The 18,791-nt window shown below is 64.8% G+C and carries 23 protein-coding genes; 16 read left to right on the plus strand and 7 right to left on the minus strand.

The genetic code is table 11. From position 1 onward, the window contains the following. Positions 1-21: 21 nt before the first annotated feature. Positions 22-729 (minus strand): TetR/AcrR family transcriptional regulator, encoded by a 708-nt coding sequence (locus MSP7336_RS08615; protein WP_084226328.1) that lies wholly within the window; start codon positions 727-729, stop codon positions 22-24. Positions 730-882: 153 nt separating this feature from the next. On the opposite strand from MSP7336_RS08615, the gene MSP7336_RS08620 reads away from it, so the two are divergent. The 4 genes from MSP7336_RS08620 to MSP7336_RS08635 all read left to right on the plus strand — a co-directional run bounded on the left by MSP7336_RS08620 (position 883) and on the right by MSP7336_RS08635 (position 3,608). Continuing rightward, a complete protein-coding gene (locus MSP7336_RS08620) occupies positions 883-1,425 on the plus strand; it encodes a hypothetical protein (protein ID WP_113963500.1) in 543 nt (180 codons plus the stop codon). Between the two features lie 194 nt (positions 1,426-1,619). Then, a complete protein-coding gene (locus MSP7336_RS08625) occupies positions 1,620-2,144 on the plus strand; it encodes a hypothetical protein (protein WP_142706766.1) in 525 nt (174 codons plus the stop codon). 213 nt (positions 2,145-2,357) lie between these two features. Then, complete coding sequence (locus MSP7336_RS23555) at positions 2,358-3,029, plus strand: hypothetical protein (protein ID WP_142706768.1); 672 nt, start codon at positions 2,358-2,360, stop codon at positions 3,027-3,029. A 48-nt stretch (positions 3,030-3,077) separates the two neighbouring features. Beyond that, entirely contained in the window at positions 3,078-3,608 is a 531-nt protein-coding gene (locus MSP7336_RS08635; RefSeq protein ID WP_142706770.1) for a hypothetical protein, read from the plus strand. Positions 3,609-3,642: 34 nt separating this feature from the next. Here MSP7336_RS08635 and MSP7336_RS08640 read toward each other — a convergent pair whose 3' ends face one another. Continuing rightward, positions 3,643-4,266, minus strand: coding sequence for a hypothetical protein (locus MSP7336_RS08640; RefSeq protein ID WP_113963504.1), 624 nt, complete (start codon positions 4,264-4,266; stop codon positions 3,643-3,645). Positions 4,267-4,507: 241 nt separating this feature from the next. On the opposite strand from MSP7336_RS08640, the gene MSP7336_RS08645 reads away from it, so the two are divergent. Further along, positions 4,508-5,401 (plus strand): phosphoribosylaminoimidazolesuccinocarboxamide synthase, encoded by an 894-nt coding sequence (locus MSP7336_RS08645; protein ID WP_113963505.1) that lies wholly within the window; start codon positions 4,508-4,510, stop codon positions 5,399-5,401. Further along, the gene (locus MSP7336_RS08650; protein ID WP_113963506.1) at positions 5,398-7,548 is read left to right on the plus strand and encodes a S9 family peptidase; all 2,151 of its coding nucleotides are present in this window, start codon (positions 5,398-5,400) and stop codon (positions 7,546-7,548) included. The genes MSP7336_RS08645 and MSP7336_RS08650 overlap by 4 nt, the downstream gene beginning before the upstream one ends. On the opposite strand, the gene MSP7336_RS08655 is transcribed toward MSP7336_RS08650, so the two are convergent. Then, positions 7,477-7,923 carry a DoxX family protein gene (locus MSP7336_RS08655; RefSeq protein WP_113963507.1) on the minus strand — a complete coding sequence of 149 codons (447 nt, stop codon included), beginning with the start codon at positions 7,921-7,923 and terminating at the stop codon, positions 7,477-7,479. The genes MSP7336_RS08650 and MSP7336_RS08655 overlap by 72 nt on opposite strands. 95 nt (positions 7,924-8,018) lie before the next feature. Here MSP7336_RS08655 and MSP7336_RS08660 point away from each other — a divergent pair, with 95 nt between their 5' ends. The 4 genes from MSP7336_RS08660 to MSP7336_RS08675 all read left to right on the plus strand — a co-directional run bounded on the left by MSP7336_RS08660 (position 8,019) and on the right by MSP7336_RS08675 (position 11,543). Beyond that, positions 8,019-8,582, plus strand: a complete 564-nt coding sequence (locus MSP7336_RS08660; protein ID WP_113963508.1) for a TetR/AcrR family transcriptional regulator — start codon at positions 8,019-8,021, stop codon at positions 8,580-8,582. A gap of 28 nt (positions 8,583-8,610) precedes the next feature. Continuing rightward, positions 8,611-9,099 (plus strand): glutathione peroxidase, encoded by a 489-nt coding sequence (locus MSP7336_RS08665; protein WP_113963509.1) that lies wholly within the window; start codon positions 8,611-8,613, stop codon positions 9,097-9,099. A 75-nt stretch (positions 9,100-9,174) separates the two neighbouring features. Continuing rightward, positions 9,175-9,879, plus strand: coding sequence for a DUF2334 domain-containing protein (locus MSP7336_RS08670; protein ID WP_113963510.1), 705 nt, complete (start codon positions 9,175-9,177; stop codon positions 9,877-9,879). 17 nt (positions 9,880-9,896) lie between these two features. After that, the gene (locus MSP7336_RS08675; protein ID WP_113963511.1) at positions 9,897-11,543 is read left to right on the plus strand and encodes an FAD-binding dehydrogenase; all 1,647 of its coding nucleotides are present in this window, start codon (positions 9,897-9,899) and stop codon (positions 11,541-11,543) included. Here the strand turns inward: MSP7336_RS08675 and MSP7336_RS08680 are convergent. Continuing rightward, a complete protein-coding gene (locus MSP7336_RS08680; RefSeq protein WP_069395773.1) occupies positions 11,540-12,178 on the minus strand; it encodes an MBL fold metallo-hydrolase in 639 nt (212 codons plus the stop codon). The two genes, MSP7336_RS08675 and MSP7336_RS08680, sit on opposite strands and share 4 nt — an antisense overlap. Positions 12,179-12,210: 32 nt before the next feature. Between MSP7336_RS08680 and MSP7336_RS08685 the strand changes: the two genes are divergently transcribed. Genes MSP7336_RS08685 through purQ form a run of 3 tightly spaced genes read left to right on the plus strand, consistent with a single transcriptional unit; the run spans position 12,211 to position 13,840 of the window. Next, entirely contained in the window at positions 12,211-12,879 is a 669-nt protein-coding gene (locus MSP7336_RS08685) for an ATPase (RefSeq protein WP_069395774.1), read from the plus strand. Positions 12,880-12,929: 50 nt separating this feature from the next. Then, positions 12,930-13,169: a phosphoribosylformylglycinamidine synthase subunit PurS gene (gene purS, locus MSP7336_RS08690; protein ID WP_069395775.1), complete on the plus strand. Its 240-nt coding sequence runs from the start codon at positions 12,930-12,932 to the stop codon at positions 13,167-13,169. Beyond that, a complete protein-coding gene (gene purQ / locus MSP7336_RS08695; RefSeq protein WP_069395776.1) occupies positions 13,166-13,840 on the plus strand; it encodes a phosphoribosylformylglycinamidine synthase subunit PurQ in 675 nt (224 codons plus the stop codon). Before purS ends, purQ begins: the two co-directional genes overlap by 4 nt. A gap of 93 nt (positions 13,841-13,933) precedes the next feature. Here purQ and MSP7336_RS08700 read toward each other — a convergent pair whose 3' ends face one another. Both MSP7336_RS08700 and MSP7336_RS08705 read right to left on the minus strand, forming a co-directional pair. Continuing rightward, positions 13,934-14,731, minus strand: coding sequence for a family 1 encapsulin nanocompartment shell protein (locus tag MSP7336_RS08700; RefSeq protein ID WP_069395777.1), 798 nt, complete (start codon positions 14,729-14,731; stop codon positions 13,934-13,936). Continuing rightward, positions 14,728-15,738 (minus strand): Dyp-type peroxidase, encoded by a 1,011-nt coding sequence (locus tag MSP7336_RS08705; RefSeq protein WP_069395778.1) that lies wholly within the window; start codon positions 15,736-15,738, stop codon positions 14,728-14,730. Before MSP7336_RS08705 ends, MSP7336_RS08700 begins: the two co-directional genes overlap by 4 nt. A 59-nt stretch (positions 15,739-15,797) precedes the next feature. Between MSP7336_RS08705 and MSP7336_RS08710 the strand changes: the two genes are divergently transcribed. Then, positions 15,798-17,057: a M18 family aminopeptidase gene (locus MSP7336_RS08710; RefSeq protein WP_069395779.1), complete on the plus strand. Its 1,260-nt coding sequence runs from the start codon at positions 15,798-15,800 to the stop codon at positions 17,055-17,057. A 9-nt stretch (positions 17,058-17,066) separates the two neighbouring features. On the opposite strand, the gene MSP7336_RS08715 is transcribed toward MSP7336_RS08710, so the two are convergent. Next, positions 17,067-17,462: a nuclear transport factor 2 family protein gene (locus MSP7336_RS08715; RefSeq protein ID WP_069395780.1), complete on the minus strand. Its 396-nt coding sequence runs from the start codon at positions 17,460-17,462 to the stop codon at positions 17,067-17,069. A gap of 125 nt (positions 17,463-17,587) precedes the next feature. Between MSP7336_RS08715 and MSP7336_RS08720 the strand changes: the two genes are divergently transcribed. Together MSP7336_RS08720 and MSP7336_RS08725 are read left to right on the plus strand one after the other, a co-directional pair. Then, complete coding sequence (locus MSP7336_RS08720) at positions 17,588-18,406, plus strand: helix-turn-helix domain-containing protein (protein ID WP_069395908.1); 819 nt, start codon at positions 17,588-17,590, stop codon at positions 18,404-18,406. Positions 18,407-18,421: 15 nt separating this feature from the next. Then, a complete protein-coding gene (locus MSP7336_RS08725) occupies positions 18,422-18,769 on the plus strand; it encodes a VOC family protein (protein ID WP_069395781.1) in 348 nt (115 codons plus the stop codon). Positions 18,770-18,791 lie beyond the last annotated feature (22 nt).

Genomic DNA, 18,791 nt, shown 5'->3' on the forward strand with positions numbered 1-18,791 from the left:
CTCGCCGGGATCTCGCCGAAATCAAGGCGTTTGGGATGGAGCGGCTATGGGCTGGTGAGGGTCAAGGTGGATCCCGCCGGACTGCAGTGTTTTGTCCAGCAGCGCCCACATCCATTCGGCGATTTGTGCGGCGAATTCGGCGAGGGGCAGGGGCGCGGGGTTGTTGAGCCAGTGGGTGGCGGCCGATTCGACGAAGCCGATGACCCCGAAGCTCAGTGTCTCGACTGGGGATTCGTCCAATCCGACTGCCTTGAAATATGCCTCGAGTGTGCGCGTTACGTTGGTGGCGACAGCGTTGTTGACTTCTCGGATGGCGGCGACGCCGTTGTCGTCATCGCTGAGCGAGTGGCGGGTCAGGTACTCGTACAGGTTTGGATGGTCGACGCGCCACTGTAGATGCCTCGACACGGCGTGGGTGATCATGTCGATCGGGCGTCCGGTCGGATTCCACACGGGTCTCTGCGCGGCGATCAGCATTTCGCTTGCTCGCCGCGCGATGCTGTGGTGCAGGTCAGCGGCGCCGTCGAAGTACCGATACAGCTTGGTGCGGGTCACCCCCACGTAGCCGGCGACCTGCTCGGTCGACGTCTGCGGGCCGTAGCGGGCGATTGCTTGTAGGGCCGCCTCCACGAACTCGGCGCGACGCCTTTCCCGCTGACCCGACCACCGGGCCGCTCGCCCGTCAACGGACCTGGACGTGGCCGCGCCGGCCGACTCGCTCCCACTCATGCTTTACACGGTACGCCATGTCCCGCTAACATATGCCGGTACACGACGTACCGGTAACCCTAGTTTTGGTATCAGGATGCGGCGCTCTTCGCTATCGCGTCCTCGGAGGTTGGTCGCGTTTCTCGGCATCGATAAAGGAGATTGGAGCTTTCCATGAGCTATAAGTCGCAGCGCGGAGTCATGGTGGGTTTCGGTTCGGCTATGGGCGTTTTTTCGGCCGCGGCGATGATGTCGGCGGTTAGCGCACCCACGGCCCGCGCCGATGAGTTCACCGACATCATCAACATTGTGGATGGCGAATTCGCAACTGGTCAGAGCTATTTCGACCTTGCTGCTACTGATTTTGGCAGTGGCGACGTGCCTGACGGTCTGGCAGCGTTGTTCAGCGGTGTGGACAACGATGTGTTCGCAGTATTGGACACCGTTTTGGTTGGTACGGCTGCGGCGTTGACACATGAACCGATTGGCCTGCTCCAAGAGTCGTTCGCCTTCGAGATTGGCGCGTCTCCAAACTTGTTAACCGACTTTATTGTTAACTTCGGCATGGGTGAGAGCTACCTGACCGCTGGCGTGGAAGCTTTGTCGGCCGGTGGGTTCAGCGTCGGTATCGGCGACCTTTTGAACGCCTCGGAATATGTCAGCGTCTTCACCGCTGAGGCTCTGCTTGTCGGCGGCTTGGACTTGCTGGGTCTGTAGCGGTTGATCCGATGGCGGACGATTCGATCGGCGATGGTACCGTCCGGCACCTCGCTTCTAATCAGAAGTACATCGCGCGCATCCGTGCGGCTTGGCCGGCATTCGCCGCGCGCAGGCAGGAACGACTTCGGCAAGGCGGACTTTTCGGTCCAGCTGTCGAGAGAATTGCCGAGAACATACTCGAGGATTTGTTCGTGAGCGTCCTCGACTGGCCGGTCGCCAACGTCAACCCGCAGGTCGATTTTGCTGACATCGTCCTGACGAGGTTGGGCCTCAAATGGCTTGTGGTAGAGGCGAAAAGGCCCGGTGCATTGATCGGCCATCGAACGGCGATCGAGGGGGCCCTCGCGCAAGCTCGTCGCTATGCTGCGGATCAGCGTGTCAAGACCGTGGCGGTCAGTGACGCGATCATGCTTTATGCGGCCGACGTTGTCGGCGGTGGGCTGCGCAGCAGAGTGTGGTTGAGCCTCGACACGCAGCGAGCACCCGAGGATCTTTGGTGGTTGTCGGTGCACGGAATATACCGGCCCTGCCCAGACCTGGTGGACATTCCGGAAGCCCACGTCGGCGATGTGATGGTGCGACTCGGGATCGCGGCGAAGATGCTTGGGAAGATGCCACGCCAAAACGCATCGGCGGCTTATGCCTATCTCGAAGCTCACCGATCGCTACAGCAGCTGGATCGGCTACCCGACGTCGGTTGTTGCGTTAGCCAGTAAGGCTCCGGAGGAACGGCTGATCGCAGGTTCGGTGACGGGCAGCTCACCCGCCCATCAACGGTGCTGGTCAGGGCCGCGCCGATCGGTTCTTCGAATACAGGGGTTTACATGGTACGGTTTGTCCCGCTAATCTATAGCGGTACACAACGTACCTGTAACCGAGCTTGAGGGGTAATCACGATGCGAACCCGCTCGCCACTGCATCCTCGTATCGTGGTTGCGTTTCTCGGAGCCGCGTTGGGTACTGGCCTCGGTGTCGGCATCGGACACAGTCCGGTTGCCGTCGCCGACGCCATCGACGATGCATGGCCGTATCTCACGCCTTCACCGGAATTCTCTTATCCGTATTACTCGGCCGCCATACTTCCCGGCTACCGGGGGCCACTTACGGCGCCTGCCCCTGACGTTAACGACGTGATTTATGTACATCAGCCCGATCCGCTTGGCCTCCCTGTAGATGATGAGTGGTATACGGTCCACTCAACTTTTTCTTATACCCCGATTCTTGGCGGTGAGAGTCACTCAGTAGTAACCGCCGTCCTCGACGGCTCGGCATTTCCCCACGTGGGAACTGTTGAAGACGCTTCGACTTTTTTCCCGTTCATCCCCGTACGATTCAACGAACCGGGACTGGAACCGCTGTTCGTGAATTCCTATCTAAACGATCCGGCCCTCGGATTCGCTGACGCGTTCACCGTGCAGGGGTTTTTCGGCTCGGGGGTGGGAATAACGAACACCTATATCAGCGACGCAGCGGGCATAAAAGACGTGCTCAGTGCCTACGGGCTGCCCACTGTGACCGTGTTTGAATTCCCCGCGGCCGACCCCGGCGCACCAGCAACGGATCTGAGTCAGCTGATGGCGGAGTTCACCGCGCTGTTCTGATCGGAACACGTCTCGTAATCGCTTGGGCAGCATGGAAAGGAGCCGGCCATGAACGGTCGTCGTGTTCGGAGTATTGCGCTCGTGGTTGGCGGGGCCACCGCGGCAGCCGCGCTAGCGCTGGCGGCGACCAGCGCCACCGCGCAAGCGGACACACCAGTTGAACCGTCGCCCTTCCTCGGCGAGTTCCCCGCCTTCACCGATACCCCGACCACGATTTTCGAGATCCCGGGCATCCTGCAAGATGTCCAAGGAGATGTGGAAACTCCGTTTTTCGGCGTGGGACCGGCGAACGAGTTCACGTCGGTGTTGGGAATCCAAAACGCCGCCTTGTTGGAATACGGGGGCTTAATCTTCGTCGACGAGTTACAACTCACACTCCCCGGGACTATGGGCTCGGCTTCGGATGCCCTTTTCGAAAACGATTTCCAGTTCGAGAGCACTTTTTTCGGAATCGCTGATCGGATTGGGTTTCCGGCGGCTGGTTATGCGTTAGAGGCTGAATTTTCCGAAATAGCCGGCGGTTTTGTTTTCTACACGCCGTTCGGCGATTTCCCCATCAACTTATACTTCAACGTTTAGAGCCCGTGGCGGCACATACTGCCGCGCGCGCGGCTCAGCCCACACCAGCGCTCCGAATACCGGCCGAGCGTAGTTCGAGGGCTGCCAAACCATGGATGACGCCGGGATCTTCTCGGCGCCATCCGCCCACCGGATCGTCGCTCACGGCGTTCAACCGGCGCAGCGGCCGATTCGCCAACGCCCGCAACGCCAGCAGTTGCTCGCCTGCCGCGGTGTCCGCCAGTGCGGCAACGGCCAGCTTCCGCCGGAAAAACCGCAATCGCAACACCAGCCACGGCATCATCACCCCGAAGATGGGCGGCGCGGCGACCGCGGCGGCCAGCACCACGGCGAGCCAGGAAGCAGTGGTGTCCAGGTTCTGCCCGGCACCGGCGATGTCCATGGCCGCTTCGCTCGCCGCGGTGAGCGGCTTGCTGACTGCACCGCCGACCAACGGGATGCGATCCGCGCTATGGCCGGCCGAGGCCAGATTGTCGGCAACGCCGTTTGCGCCGCCGTGCACCTGCCGGCCCACGTCGGCGATGGTGGACACCGCGCTGTGTACGGCCAAACCGACGACCACCCAGAGGAAAGTCCATACCGCGACGGCCAGGTCGCTGAACAACTGGGCCAACAGCCGGCCGGGAGTAGTGGCGTAGGGCACGAACCGCGATTTCATACCTTCGATCCCAGCACACTTGCGAGCCGTCGCCGACCGGTAGACGCGCGGCGAGCCGTCCCCCGCAAGCGGGTGGTGCTCCCAGCGCCCGGCTTCGCCGCGCTTGCGATCGCCGCCTGATGGAGACGCGGCGACCCGCTGCGCCCGGCTTCGCCGCGCTTGCGATCGCCGCCTGATAGATACGCGGCGACCCGCTGCGCCCGGCTTCGCCGCGCTTGCAATCGCCGCATAGGCTGGCCCGGTGCGTCCCGCCCTGTCCGACTATCAGCATCTGGCCAGCGGCAAGGTCCGCGAGCTGTATCGCGTCGACGACGAGACCCTGCTGTTCGTCGCCACGGACCGGATCTCGGCGTTCGACTACATCTTGGACAGCACGATTCCGGACAAGGGCCGGATTCTGACCGCGATGAGCGTGTTCTTCTTCGACCTTATCGACGCCCCGAATCATCTGGCCGGTCCACCCGATGACCCGCGCATCCCCGCCGAGGTACTCGGCCGCGCGTTGGTGGTGCGTGAGCTCGAGATGCTGCCGGTCGAATGTGTGGCCCGCGGCTACCTGACCGGCTCAGGGCTAGTGGACTATCAGCAGACCGGCCAACTGTGCGGCATCTCGTTGCCGCCGGGCTTGGTCGAGGCCAGCAAGTTCCCCAGTCCACTGTTCACCCCGGCGACGAAAGCCGAACTCGGCCAACACGACGAGAACATCTCGTTCGCCCGGCTGATAGAGATGGTAGGTGCGGTGCGCGCCAACCAGCTTCGCGATCGGACTCTGCAGACCTATGCGCAGGCTGCCGATCACGCATTGACGAAGGGAATCATCATCGCCGACACCAAATTCGAGTTCGGCCTCGACGGAAACGGCAATCTGGTGCTGGCGGACGAAGTATTCACCCCGGACTCGTCGCGGTACTGGCCCGCCGCCGGCTACCGGCCAGGTGTGGTGCAGCCCAGCTTCGACAAGCAGTTCGTCCGAAACTGGCTCACCAGTCCGGAGTCCGGCTGGGATCGCTCCGGATCCAAGCCTCCGCCTCCGCTGCCCGATGACATCATCGATGCCACCCGCGCTCGCTATATCGAAGCCTACGAACGGATTTCCGGTCATCGCTTCGACGATTGGATCGGGCCGTCGGCATGAGTAAAAACCACATGCCGCCGGTCGCCAAGCGGGTGGAGCACCGGCGCGAATTTCACGGCGACGTGTTCGTCGACCCTTACGAATGGCTGCGCGACAAGTCCGACCCGGAGGTCATCGCATATCTCGAGGCCGAAAACGCCTACGCCGAGCAGTCCACCGCACAGCTGGAACCCTTGCGGCAACGGATTTTCGACGAGATCAAGGCCCGGACCAAGGAAACCGACCTGTCGGTGCCGATCCGCCGTGGCGCATGGTGGTACTACGCTCGCAGTTTCGAGGGCAAGCAGTATGGGATCCATTGCCGTTGCCCGATCAAGGATCCGGAGGACTGGCAGCCGCCGACGCTGGACGAGGAAACCGAGATTCCGGGCGAACAGGTGCTGCTCGACGAGAACGTCGAAGCAGAAGGACACGATTTCTTCGCCCTGGGCGCGGCAAGTGTGAGCCCCGACGGCAACATCCTCGCGTACTCCGTCGACACCGTTGGGGACGAACGTTACACGTTGCGGTTCAAAGATTTACGGACAGGCGAGCGGTACCCCGACGAAATCGTCGGGATCGGTGCGGGCGCGACCTGGGCCACCGACAATCGCACGATCTACTACGTGACGGTGGACGCGGCGTGGCGTCCCGACACGGTGTGGCGGCACCGGCTGGGGTCGGGTTTGCCCGCCGAGAAGGTCTATCACGAGCCCGACGAGCGATTCTGGCTTGCGGTGGGCCGCACCCGCAGCGACGCCTACGTGCTGATCGTGTCGGGCTCGGCGATCACCTCAGAGGTTCGTTACGGCGACGCCGCCGATCCTCATGCCGAGTTCGTTACCGTGTGGCCGCGCCGAGATGGAGTCGAATACTCCGTGGAGCACGCGAAGGTCGGCGGCGAAGACCGATTCTTGATCCTGCACAACGACGGCGCGGTGAACTTCAAGCTGGTGGAGGTGCCGGTCGGTGATCCGACCGCACAGCGCACCCTGATCGACCACCGCGACGACGTACGACTCGACGCGGTGGACGCCTTCAAGCGCCATCTCGTGGTCAGCTATCGCCGCGAGGCGCTGCCGCGGATTCAGCTCTGGCCCATCCGCGACGACGGTAACTATGGCGAGCCGGACGAAGTTTCCTTCGAGTCCGAGCTGATGTCGACCGGCCTGGGCGCCAATCCTTCCTGGGACTCGCCGAAACTACGTATCGGCGCCGGATCCTTCGTCACGCCGGCGCAGATCTACGACCTCGACCTGGCTACCGGCGAACGCACGCTGCTGCGTGAGGAGCCGGTGCTCGGCGACTATCGCCGCGAAGACTACGTGGAACGGCGCGAGTGGGCGCGCACCGAAGACGGCAGTCGCATCCCGGTGTCGATCGTGCACCGCGCCGGTATCGAATTCCCGGCGCCGACCGCGCTTTACGGCTACGGCGCTTATGAGATCTGCGAAGACCCGCGATTCTCGATCCCCCGCTTGTCGCTGCTGGACCGGGGCATGGTTTTCGCCATCGCCCACGTACGCGGCGGCGGCGAGATGGGCCGGCTGTGGTACGAGCAGGGCAAGTTGTTGAGGAAGAAGAACAGCTTCACCGATTTCGTGGCGGTGGCCAAGCACCTCATCGACTCCGGAGTCACCAGGCCGGATCGGTTGGTGGCGTTCGGCGGCAGCGCGGGCGGGCTGCTGATGGGGGCGGTCGCCAACCTCGCGCCCGAGCTGTTCGCCGGCATCTGGGCCCAGGTCCCGTTCGTCGACCCGCTGACCACCATTTTGGATCCTTCCCTGCCACTGACTGTCACCGAATGGGACGAGTGGGGAAATCCCCTGCAGGACAAGGACGTCTACGACTACATGAAGTCCTACTCACCGTACGAGAACGTCACCCGCAAGGACTATCCGCCGATCTTTGCGATGACTTCTCTCAACGACACCCGGGTCTATTATGTGGAGCCCGCGAAATGGGTTGCGGCACTGCGCCACACAAACGCCAATGGTAACCCGGTGCTGCTGAAGACTCAGATGAGCGCTGGTCACGGCGGCATCAGCGGTCGTTACGAGCGATGGAAGGAGATCGCCTACCAGTATGCGTGGCTGCTAGCTGCTGCCGACCATGACCACTATGGCAGCGGCCAGGTAGACGATCTCCTCAGCGGTGCGCCGGGGTAGCCGGGTCGTCATCGACTTCGGCGGATTGGGCATCCGGGCGGCGTGAACGTTGGCCGGGAACATCAACAACATCAGCAGCAGCAGGCAGATCGCGGCGGCGACGCGCGTCGCGGGGAGCAGCAGGCCCGCAGCGCCGATGAACTCCAGCACTCCGGTGAGCGTGACGAGGAAACCGGCCGCGGGCAGTCGCGGCGGAACGATCGCGATCATGTCGCCGCGCAGCGGCGGCACGAAATGCGCCACAGCGGTCAGGACGAACATAGCTGCCAGGCCGACCGCGATCGCCTTGGTCCAGGTGCTGACGTAGTCGACGCCGAGCCCGCCGACAACCCGGGCAATGATGCCGCTGACCAGCAAAGTAATTAACGGCGCCATGGGCTGACCTCTCAATCTAGACAGTGACAAGTTACGAGCGATGACGATACGGCCGAGATCTAGCCATTGTCAAGATTGTCCCGTACGCTGGTCGCATGACGCGTTCCAGTTATCACCACGGCGATTTGCGGGCAGTGATCCTTGCCGAGGCAGCGCGGTTGGTCGCAGAGCGGGGCGCCGACCGGATATCACTGCGCGAACTGGCCCGCGAGGCCGGCGTTTCGCATGCCGCCCCGGCGCATCACTTCACCGATCGGCGCGGGTTGTTCACCGCGCTGGCCACGCAGGGTTTCGAGCTGCTGGCCGCGGCGCTCGTCGAGGCCCGCCCGCGCTTTTTGGATGCGGCGCTGGCGTATGTGCGGTTCGCCATCGAGCATCCGGGCCACTACGCGGTGATGTTCGACAGGTCGCTGGTCGACGCGTCGGACAGCGAGTTGGCTGCCGCCCAGGCCGCGGCCGCTGCGGAGTTGTCGCGAGGGATAGCGAGTCTGCGTGATCCGCGGGCCAAGGCCGATCCGGACGGCGCCGAGCTGGCGGCATGGTCACTGGTGCACGGGTTTTCGATGTTATGGCTCAACGACGCGGTCGACGAACGGGTCAAGGGCGCCGATCCGATGCGAACCGTCGAACGGATCGCCACGATCCTGTTTTCGGATTAGCGCAGCCGCGCCGCGTAACCTCATCGCCATGACACTTACCGAGATTGCGCTGACCACTCTCGATGGCCGCCCGTTGTCGCTCGCTGACTACGCCGACCGCGCCGTGCTGGTGGTGAACGTCGCGTCGAAATGCGGTCTCACTCCGCAATACAGCGCGCTACAGCAGCTGGCGCAGGATTACGCCGAACGCGGCCTTACTGTGATCGGCGTCCCATGCAATCAATTCATGGGCCAAGAACCGGGCAGTCCCGAAGAGATCCAGGCGTTTTGCTCCACCAACTACGGTGTCACCTTCCCGTTGCTGGCCAAGACCGAGGTGAACGGGCCTAACCGGCATCCGCTGTACGCCGAGCTGACCAAGACGCCCGATGCAACCGGTGAGGCCGGCGACATCCAGTGGAATTTCGAGAAGTTCCTCATCGCGCCGGGCGGGGCGGTGGCTAATCGATTCAGGCCGCGGACCACGCCCGATGCGCCCGAGGTCATCGCCGCTATCGAGGCCGTGCTGCCGAGTTAGCTGGCAGGACGTATCGACGCCGAGACGCTGCATAAATTTCACCGTCTGTAAACCTGTGATCGGCACACTTGTGGCGTGTCTGGAAAGCTGATCGTCTCGGTCTCCGGGATCGGCGAGCAAACGTTGGACGACGTCGACGCATTCTGTGAGCAGATGGACGCGCGCAACGTGCCGGTGTCGTTGCTGGTGGCGCCGCGACTCAAGGGCGGCTACCGGCTCGACCGCGATCCGCGCACCGTCGAGTGGCTGACCGCGAGGCGCGCCGGCGGCGACGCCATCGTCTTGCACGGCTACGACGAAGCGGCAACCAAGAAGCGCCGAGGCGAGTTCGCCACCTTGCCGGCCCACGAGGCCAACCTGCGGCTGATGGCAGCCGACCGCGTCCTCGAACACCTCGGCCTGCGCACCCGGCTATTCGCACCGCCCGGCTGGACAGCCTCGCCGAGTGCGGTAACTGCATTGCCGCGCAATGGTTTTCGGCTGCTTGCTGCTCTGCATGGCATCACGGATCTGGTTCGCGGCACCACCGAACGCGCCCGCGTGCTGGGCATCGGTGAAGGCTTCCTCGCCGAGTCCTGGTGGTGCCGGATGCTGGTGCTCTCGGCCGAACGCATCGCCCGCCGCGGCGGCACAGTCCGGGTCGCGGTCGCCGCCCGCCAGCTGCAAAAGCCCGGTCCGCTGCAGGCGATGTTGGACGCCGTCGACCTTGCTGCGCTGCACCGCTGCGAACCGACTGTGTACCAGTGGACCGACGATCGGAAGGTGCGCGACGCAGCCTGACCGCTAGGGTTGCCGGCATGACTGACGCGGACGTGATCATTGTCGGAGCGGGGTTGGCCGGTCTCGTCGCCGCCTGCGAGGTGGCCGATCGCGGCATGCGGGTGCTGATCGTCGACCAGGAGAACAGCGCCAATCTCGGTGGGCAGGCGTTCTGGTCGTTCGGTGGCCTGTTCTTCGTCAACAGCCCCGAACAACGCCGTCTCGGTATCCGCGACAGCCACGAGTTGGCGTTGCAGGATTGGCTGGGCACCGCCGCATTCGACCGGCCGGAAGACTACTGGCCGCGGCAATGGGCACACGCCTACGTGGACTTCGCGGCGGGGGAGAAGCGCAGTTGGCTGTGTTCGCGTGGTCTGCGGATCTTCCCGTTGGTGGGCTGGGCCGAGCGCGGCGGGTACGACGCACGCGGGCACGGTAATTCGGTGCCGCGTTTCCACATCACTTGGGGCACTGGGCCGGCGATCGTAGAGATATTTGCGCGCCAACTGCGCGATCGATCAACCGTGCGATTCGCGCACCGCCACCAAGTCGACGAGCTGATCGTCGAAAACGACGCGGTGACCGGGGTGCGGGGCAGCATTTTGGAACCCTCGGCGGAGCCACGCGGAGTGGCATCGTCGCGAACTGTGGTGGGGCAGTTCGAGTTCCGTGCGCCTGCGGTAATTGTCACCAGCGGCGGCATCGGTGGCAACCACGACATGGTCCGGGCGAACTGGCCCAAGCGGATGGGCCGGGTACCCGAGCAGCTGCTCAGCGGAGTGCCGGCCCACGTCGACGGGCGGATGATAGGGATCGCCGAGAAAATCGGCGCCCGGGTGATCAACCGTGACCGGATGTGGCATTACACCGAGGGCATCACCAACTATGACCCGATCTGGCCGCGCCACGGCATCCGCATCATCCCCGGTCCGTCGTCGTTGTGGCTGGATGCCAAGGGTAAGCGACTGCCCGCGCCGCTGTATCCGGGTTTCGACACGCTGGGCACGTTGGAATACATCGCACAGTCCGGTTACGACTACACCTGGTTTGTGTTGAACGCCAAGATCATTGAGAAGGAGTTCGCGCTTTCGGGGCAGGAGCAGAACCCGGATCTGACCGGACGCAGCGTTCGTCAGCTGCTTGCGTCGCGGGCCCGGTCCGGCCCTCCGGGGCCGGTGCAGGCATTCGTCGATCGCGGTGTGGACTTCGTCAGCGCTAACTCGTTGCGGGACTTGGTGTCTGCGATGAACAAGTTGCCCGACGTGGTGCCTCTGGACTATGCGACGGTGGCTGAGGAGGTCACCGCACGTGACCGCGAGGTGGCCAACCGGTTCACCAAGGACAGCCAGATCACAGCGATTCGGGCCGCACGCACCTACCTGGGCGATCGGCTGGGCCGGGTGGTCGCGCCGCATCGTTTGACCGATCCCAAGGCCGGGCCGATGATCGCGGTCAAGCTGCACATTCTGACCCGAAAGACGTTGGGCGGGCTGGAGACCGACCTGGATTCGCGCGTCCTCAAATCCGACGGCACCCCGTTGGACGGGTTGTACGCCGCGGGCGAGGTGGCGGGTTTCGGCGGCGGCGGTGTGCACGGTTACCGAGCCCTCGAGGGCACCTTCCTGGGCGGCTGCATCTTCTCCGGCCGAGCCGCCGGCCGGGGCGCGGCGAGCGACATCGCCTAGAAACCGACCGCGCTTTCCTCGGGCAGCACTTGGAAATCGGTGTCGGTCATCTCACTGAGCCGACCGTAGAAAATGCCGCGCGCCTCGGGCGCGATAATGGCCTGGTGGATCGGCACCGCGCGGGTTGGCGCGACCGCACGCAAATAGTCCACTGCCTCGGAAATCTTCATCCAGGGCGCCGCGGCCGGGGTGGCCAGCACGTCCACCGGCTCGTCGGGAACAAATAGCGCATCACCGGGGTGCATGAGACGCGCGGGATGATCGCCGTCGCCCACCAGGTACGAGATGTTGTCGATAACCGGGATTTCCGGGTGGATGACCGCATGCCGGCCGCCGACGGCCCGAATCGTCAGCCCGCCGACAGACAGCTCGTCGCCGACATGCACGGCCTTGCACGGTTCGCCGAGTTGCTCGGCGGTTTGGGGGTCGGCGTACAACGCGGCGCCGGGATTGGCCTCGCACAGCGCCGGCAACCGCGCGGCGTCCACGTGATCGGGATGTTGATGGGTGATCACGATCGCGGACAGGCCGGTGATTCCCTCAAAACCGTGCGAGAAATTACCCGGGTCGAATAACACAGTGGTATGGCCGAAGTCGGCGAGCAGACAGGAATGGCCGAAGTGCGTAAGTTCCATGTCTACGATTGTGCGCTCGAGGGGTGCAGGCTATGCGGGTGATCCTGGCAGCGGTGCTGCTGGCGAGTGCTCTGGCGGGCGGACCTGCGCTCGGCGCGGCCCGCGCCGACTCGGAAACCTGCCCGCCGACGTGCGACAAGATCCCCGACACCGCGTGGATCCAACCCCGGGATATCCCGCTGAACTCGGCATATCGCTGGCCATCCCTTGCCCGCATCGCCGAGCCATTGACCCAGATGACGCCGCGGTTCCGCTTTGAGGAGTTGTGCGCCACCCCGGTGTTCCCCCAGGACACTCGCGACTTCGCGGTCACGGCACGCGCGAGTGTGGTCAACCCCCAAGGTCAGTGGCAGTTGCAGGCTCAGATACTGCACTGGCGCGGTGACACCGCACGCGGCGGCCAGAACGTCATGTCGGTGTTCACCATCGCCGGGGCGGCGCTGCGCGGCTGCCAGCTGGGCTCGCCGGACCAGTCGCCGTCGGTCACCGTCGATGGGCCGAATCGGCTGGCAGTGGTGATCAGCGGACCGGTGATCATGCACACCTACCTGGTCGCGCATCCGCAGAGCAGCACAATCAGCACGCTTGCGCTGTGGTCGTCGGGGCCGCCGAGGGTGCCCTGGCCGGTGCTCTCCGACGACCAGGTCCTGGACGCGATGACCGGGCCGCTGTGCGAGGCCTACATCAGCTCGTGTGGCTGACCTCACCGGTAGAGTTGATGGCCGAGCAAACCGATCGAAGGAGGACCCCGGTGGCCCGGGTGGTTGTGAACGTGATGCCCAAGGCCGAGATCCTCGACCCGCAGGGCCAGGCGATCGTCGGCGCACTGGGCCGGCTGGGCCATACCGGAATCTCAGATGTGAGGCAAGGCAAGCGATTTGAACTCGAGGTCGACGACAGCGTCGATGACTCCGTTCTTGCCGAGATAGCCGAATCGCTGCTGGCCAACACCGTGATCGAGGATTGGACCGTCAGCAGGGAAGCGCAATGACGGCGCGCATCGGGATCATCACCTTTCCCGGCACTCTCGACGACGTCGACGCGGCCCGCGCGGCCCGGTTCGTCGGTGCCGAGGTGGTCAATCTGTGGCACGCCGACGCCGATCTGAAAGGCGTCGACGCGGTCGTCGTGCCGGGCGGGTTCTCCTACGGTGACTACCTGCGCGCCGGTGCGATCGCCCGGTTCGCCCCGGTGATGGGTGAAGTCATGGCCGCAGCCCGGGCCGGTCTGCCAGTTTTAGGTATTTGCAACGGTTTTCAAGTGCTCTGTGAAGCTGGGCTATTGCCGGGGGCGCTGACCCGCAACGCCGGTTTGCATTTCATTTGCCGCGACGTGTGGCTGCGGGTCGAGTCGACGACGACGGCCTGGACCTCGCGTTTCGAACCTCAGGCTGATCTGCTGGTGCCGCTGAAGTCCGGTGAGGGCCGCTACGTCGCCCCCGAAAAGGTACTCGACGAACTGGAAGGCGAAGGGCGAGTGGTCTTTCGCTACCACGATAACGTCAACGGCTCGCTGCGCAACATTGCCGGAATCAGTTCGGCCAATGGCCGCGTGGTCGGCCTGATGCCGCATCCCGAGCATGCCATCGAGGGGCTTACCGGGCCCTCCGACGACGGGCTCGGCCTGTTCTACTCCGCGCTGGATTCCGTTCTGGCGGCCTAGTTTCGCCGCGAGCGGGCGCATTTGTACGGCATCTGCGGCGTGTCGCCGTACAAACACGCCCCCTCGCGGGAAAAGGGGCAAGAAAAGGGGGGGCTAGGCGCTGAGGCAGACCGAGGCTTCGGCGGTGTAGCACAGGAATGTCATCGTCTCCTGCATGTACAGCCGCACGGTGTCGGCGTCGTGTGACAGGTAGCCGATCGCCACATCGGTGCCCAGCTGCAGGTCGAAATCTCCACCGCGAGTGGTCAAGACGAACGCACCGTCAATCGCCGGAGCCCAGATGATGTCACCGTCGACCAGCCGGTGCAGATGCTCGCGGATCGGATAGCCGTGTTCGGTGGTTTCGCTGACTTTGGTGTACGCCTCCGCGGACAGCAGCACCGAATAGGGGCCGTCGACACCTGCCAACCGGAGCCCGGACAACGCTTGCGAAATGACATCCGGGAAATCGCGAACTTCGGCCGGCAGCGTCAGTGCCGGGTTGGAACTGCAGCTACGGATTCCCTCGATCGACGCCGCCGGATAGCCTTCGAAGATGGCCCGGTCTTCGACGAATGCGAGCTTCTTCGCGGCGTCCTTGACCGGATCCCAGTCCGAGTCGTGCGAGCCGCGCTCCACGTCGTCGATTTCCGAGCGCGACAGGGTGAACGGAACCCGAAGCCGCACAAGCGGCTTGCTCGCGCGCAGGTGCGCCTCGACTCCATCGGTGGGTGCCGTCACCTCGGTGAGCCGGCCGGTGCTGACCGCCGCCGCCACCGGCCCCCCGGGCTCGCTGACATCTACCACCCGACGCCCGGCGATGTGGCGCTTGAAGGTACGTGACGCCTCCAATTCGATTTCCGCCCAGGCGGCTTCGGTGATTGGCGCCAGCTCGCGGTAGAGGTTGTTCATTGCGGGTTTCCTTTCAGACTGCCGATCGCCAATGACCCGTCCTGTGATTCGGAATCCGTCGCCGCCGCTGCTGCACCCGGCATGGGGGGCGGATCGTCGAGAAAGTTGATGGTGGGAGAAAAGAACAAGCCGCCGGTAACCGCGGTCGAGAAGTCCAGGATGCGGTCGGTGTTACCGGGCGGATCGCCGAGAAACATGTTGCGCAGCATCTGTTCGGTGACAGCCGGGTTTCGCGAGTAGCCGATGTAATAGGTGCCGTACTCGCCCTTGCCCACTTCGCCGAACGGCATGTTGTGTCGCACGATTTTGAGTTCGTTGCCGTCGTCGTCTTCAACCTTGTTCAGCGCGATGTGCGCGTCGGCCGGCTTGTCGTCTTCGTCGAATTCGATGTCTTCCAGCTTGGTTCGGCCTATCACCCGTTCCTGCTCGGTCACCGACAAGGCGTTCCACCCGGCCATGTCGTGCACGTACTTCTGCACATGCACATAGCACCCGCCCGCAAAGTCGGGGTCCTCGTCGCCGATCTGGGTGGCGCTGGCGGCCAGCGGGCCGTCGGGGTTCTCGGTGCCGTCGACGAATCCGAGCAGATCCCGGTTGTCGAAGAACCGGAACGCGTGCACTTCGTCGACCACGGTGACGTCGCCCATGGCGTCGACGAGTCGGCCGGCCAGCTCGAAGCAGAAGTCCATCGCCTCGGCCCGAATGTGGAACAACAGGTCGCCCGGCGTGGCGGGGGCGGTGTGCCGCGGGCCTTGGAGCTCGATGAACGGATGCAGGCCGGCGGGCCGCGGGCCGGCGAACAACCGGTCCCAGGCGTCGGAGCCGATGGAGGCGACCGCCGACAAACGCTTGGCCGGATCGCGGAACCCGATCGCGCGAACCAGTCCGGAGATGTCGGGCAACGCCTCGTGCACCGCCGCCTCGCCGCCCTCGTTGATGGTGAGGACCAAAAAGATCGCCGCCGGTGTCAGCGGCTCCAGGATCGGTTGCGGCTGCACGGCGGGCACGCTTTGACCCTAACGTCCCGGCCGGTGTGGTGAGGAAGTGGTGATGAAAGGATGTGGGCATGGCGGCGACGGCATCGGGCCTGTGCGAATTCATCGACGCGTCCCCCTCGCCGTTTCACGTCTGCGCGACGGTCGCGCAGCGGCTGCGTGCCGCCGGATACGCCGAGCTCGCCGAGGCCGACCCGTGGCCGAGCAACGCTGGCAGGTTTTTCATCGTCCGGGCCGGTTCGCTGGTGGCCTGGGACAGCAGCGGCGACGCACAGCGGCCTTTTCGCATCGTCGGCGCCCACACCGACAGCCCCAACCTGCGGGTCAAACAACACCCGGACCGACAGGTCGCCGGGTGGCAGCTGGTCGCGCTGCAGCCCTACGGCGGTGCATGGCTGAACTCGTGGCTGGACCGCGATCTGGGCATCAGCGGACGCTTGTCGGTGCGCGACGGTGATCACATCGACCACCGATTGGTCCGCGTCGACGAGCCGATCCTGCGGGTCCCGCAGCTGGCCATCCATCTGGCCGAGGACCGCAAGTCGGTCACTTTGGACCCGCAGCGTCACGTCAACGCGGTCTGGGCGGCCGACGACGCCACCGGGTCATTTTTGGACTACGTCGCCGAGCGGGCCGGTTCCGCGCGCGACGACGTGCTCGGCTTCGACTTGATGACGCATGACCTGGCGCCGTCGACGCTCTCCGGCGTCGACGGCGCATTCGTCAGCGCCCCACGGCTGGACAACCAGGCGAGTTGCTATGCGGGCACCGAAGCGCTGCTGGCCGCCGAGCCGCACGGGTATCTGCCGGTGCTGGCGCTGTTCGACCATGAGGAAGTCGGGTCGACATCCGATCACGGCGCGAATTCGGAGCTGTTGTTGACGACGTTGGAGCGCATTGTGCTGGCCGGCGGCGGCAGCCGCGAGGACTTCCTGCGCCGCGTCAGCGCCTCGATGGTGGCGTCGGCTGACATGGCCCACGCCACGCATCCCAACTATCCGGACCGCCATGAGCCCGGCCACCTGATCGCCATCAACGCGGGCCCGGTGCTCAAGGTGCAGCCGAATCTGCGCTATGCCACCGATGGCCGCACCGCCGCGGCGTTTGCGCTGGCCTGCCGGCAAGCCGACGTGCCGTTGCAGCGCTACGAGCACCGTGCCGACCTGCCGTGCGGATCGACGATCGGCCCGATGACGTCGGCCCGCACCGGCATCCCGACCGTCGACGTGGGTGCGGCCCAGCTGGCCATGCATTCGGCGCGCGAACTCATGGGCGCTCACGACGTCGGCGCTTACTCGGCCGCCCTGCAGGCATTTTTGGCGCCGCAGTGACGCGTGCGCTCAGCTGTGGACGAGGGAGATCGGCTCGTAGCGGATGACGTTCTCCACCACGACGCCGTCGCGGGTGCGGACCCGGTCCAGCCCGCGGATCTCGAACGGTCCGTCCGGGCCGGTGCCCTGGCCGACGTAGTGCAGAAAGATCAGCTCCTCGCCCGCGGCGTTGCCCGGGACGGTTGCGCTGTCGACCAGCTCGAGCCGTAGATCCGGCGCGGCGGCCAGCAATTCGGCGATCTTGTTCGTGTAGGCCGCGATTCCGCGTACCGGCTCCGGGTTGTCAGGCCAGTAGCCGATGATGTCCTCGGCCAGGATGTTCGACACCCGAGACGCATCGGGCGCCGCCCAAAACGCGGCCCAGAGCTCGGCGCTGAACATCGGCGCGGATTGAACTTCGGTCATGACTTCCTCCCTGGGTTGGGCGCTCCGGTGAAGCGCGTCGCATCGAGCCTGCGCCGTAAAAGTGCCGCCGCACAATTACCTCCGAGGTCATCGCGGCGGTGCAGCGATACGTCTACCGTTTCCTCGTGACCGAGCCGAGTGTTGGTGCGTTGTTGCGGGAATGGCGGGCACGGCGACGGGTGAGCCAGCTCGACCTGTCACTGGGCGTCGGCGTCTCGGCGCGGCATCTGAGCTTCATTGAGACCGGACGTTCCCGACCCAGCGCGGAGATGGTGCTTGCGCTGGCCGACGGCCTGGACATACCGCTGCGGGAACGCAACACGCTGCTGCTCGCCGCCGGGTATGCGCCCCGGTACCAAACGCGTCCGCTGGATGACGATGCGCTCACCCCGGCGCGCAGCGCCCTGCAGCGGCTCCTCGACGCCCACCATCCCTACCCGGGCGTCGTCATAGACCGCTGCTGGAACATCGTCCAGGCCAATGCGGCGGCCAGCGCGATGACCGCCGGCCTGCCGCAGAGCCTGCTGGGCCCGCCCGCCAACGTCTACCGGATATGCCTGCATCCGGACGGGCTGGCCGGGCGAACCCTGAACTTCGACGAATGGGCCGCCTACCTCGTCAATCAACTGCGGCGCACGATCGCGCTCACCGGCGACGCGACATTGCAGGCACTGCACGAAGAAGTGCTCTCTTACCCCGGGGTCAAGGCGGCGTCGACGCATCGCGGGCCGCCGGACAATGCCGCCCTGCTGATCCCCTTCCAGCTTGAGATTGCTGGCGGACAACGACTTTCGATGTTCACCACGCTGACGACATTCGGGACTCCACTGGACGTCACGCTGGACGAACTTGCCGTCGAATTGTTCTATCCGGTCGATTCCGAAAGCGCTGAGCTGCTGCGCAATGCCGGCGCGTCGGCGGTGACACCGGGCGGACAGGGGTGAGTAGCGTACCGGCGTATGGCGCTCAAAATGGAGATGGTCACCTTCGACTGTGACGAGCCCGCGACGCTGGCGCGGTGGTGGGCAGATCAGTTCGACGGGGAAAGCCGCGAGTTGATCCCGGGCGAGTTCGTCGCGGTCAACCGATCCGAAGGGCCGCAGCTCGGGTTTCAGAAAGTTCCCGATCCGACCCCGGGTAAAAATCGGGTCCACCTGGATTTCACGACCCCGGACGTAGACGGCGAAGTCGCGCGGTTGGTGGCCGCCGGTGCCGGCGAGGTCGGCCGGCACAGCGTGGGCGAAAGCTTCCGCTGGGTTGTCCTGGCCGACCCGGCCGGCAACCTGTTCTGCGTGGTCGGGCAGTAGCCGGCGATCCCGCCGCGGCCCG

It is taken from the genome of Mycobacterium shimoidei (genome assembly GCF_900417275.1).
GTDB lineage: Bacteria > Actinomycetota > Actinomycetes > Mycobacteriales > Mycobacteriaceae > Mycobacterium > Mycobacterium shimoidei.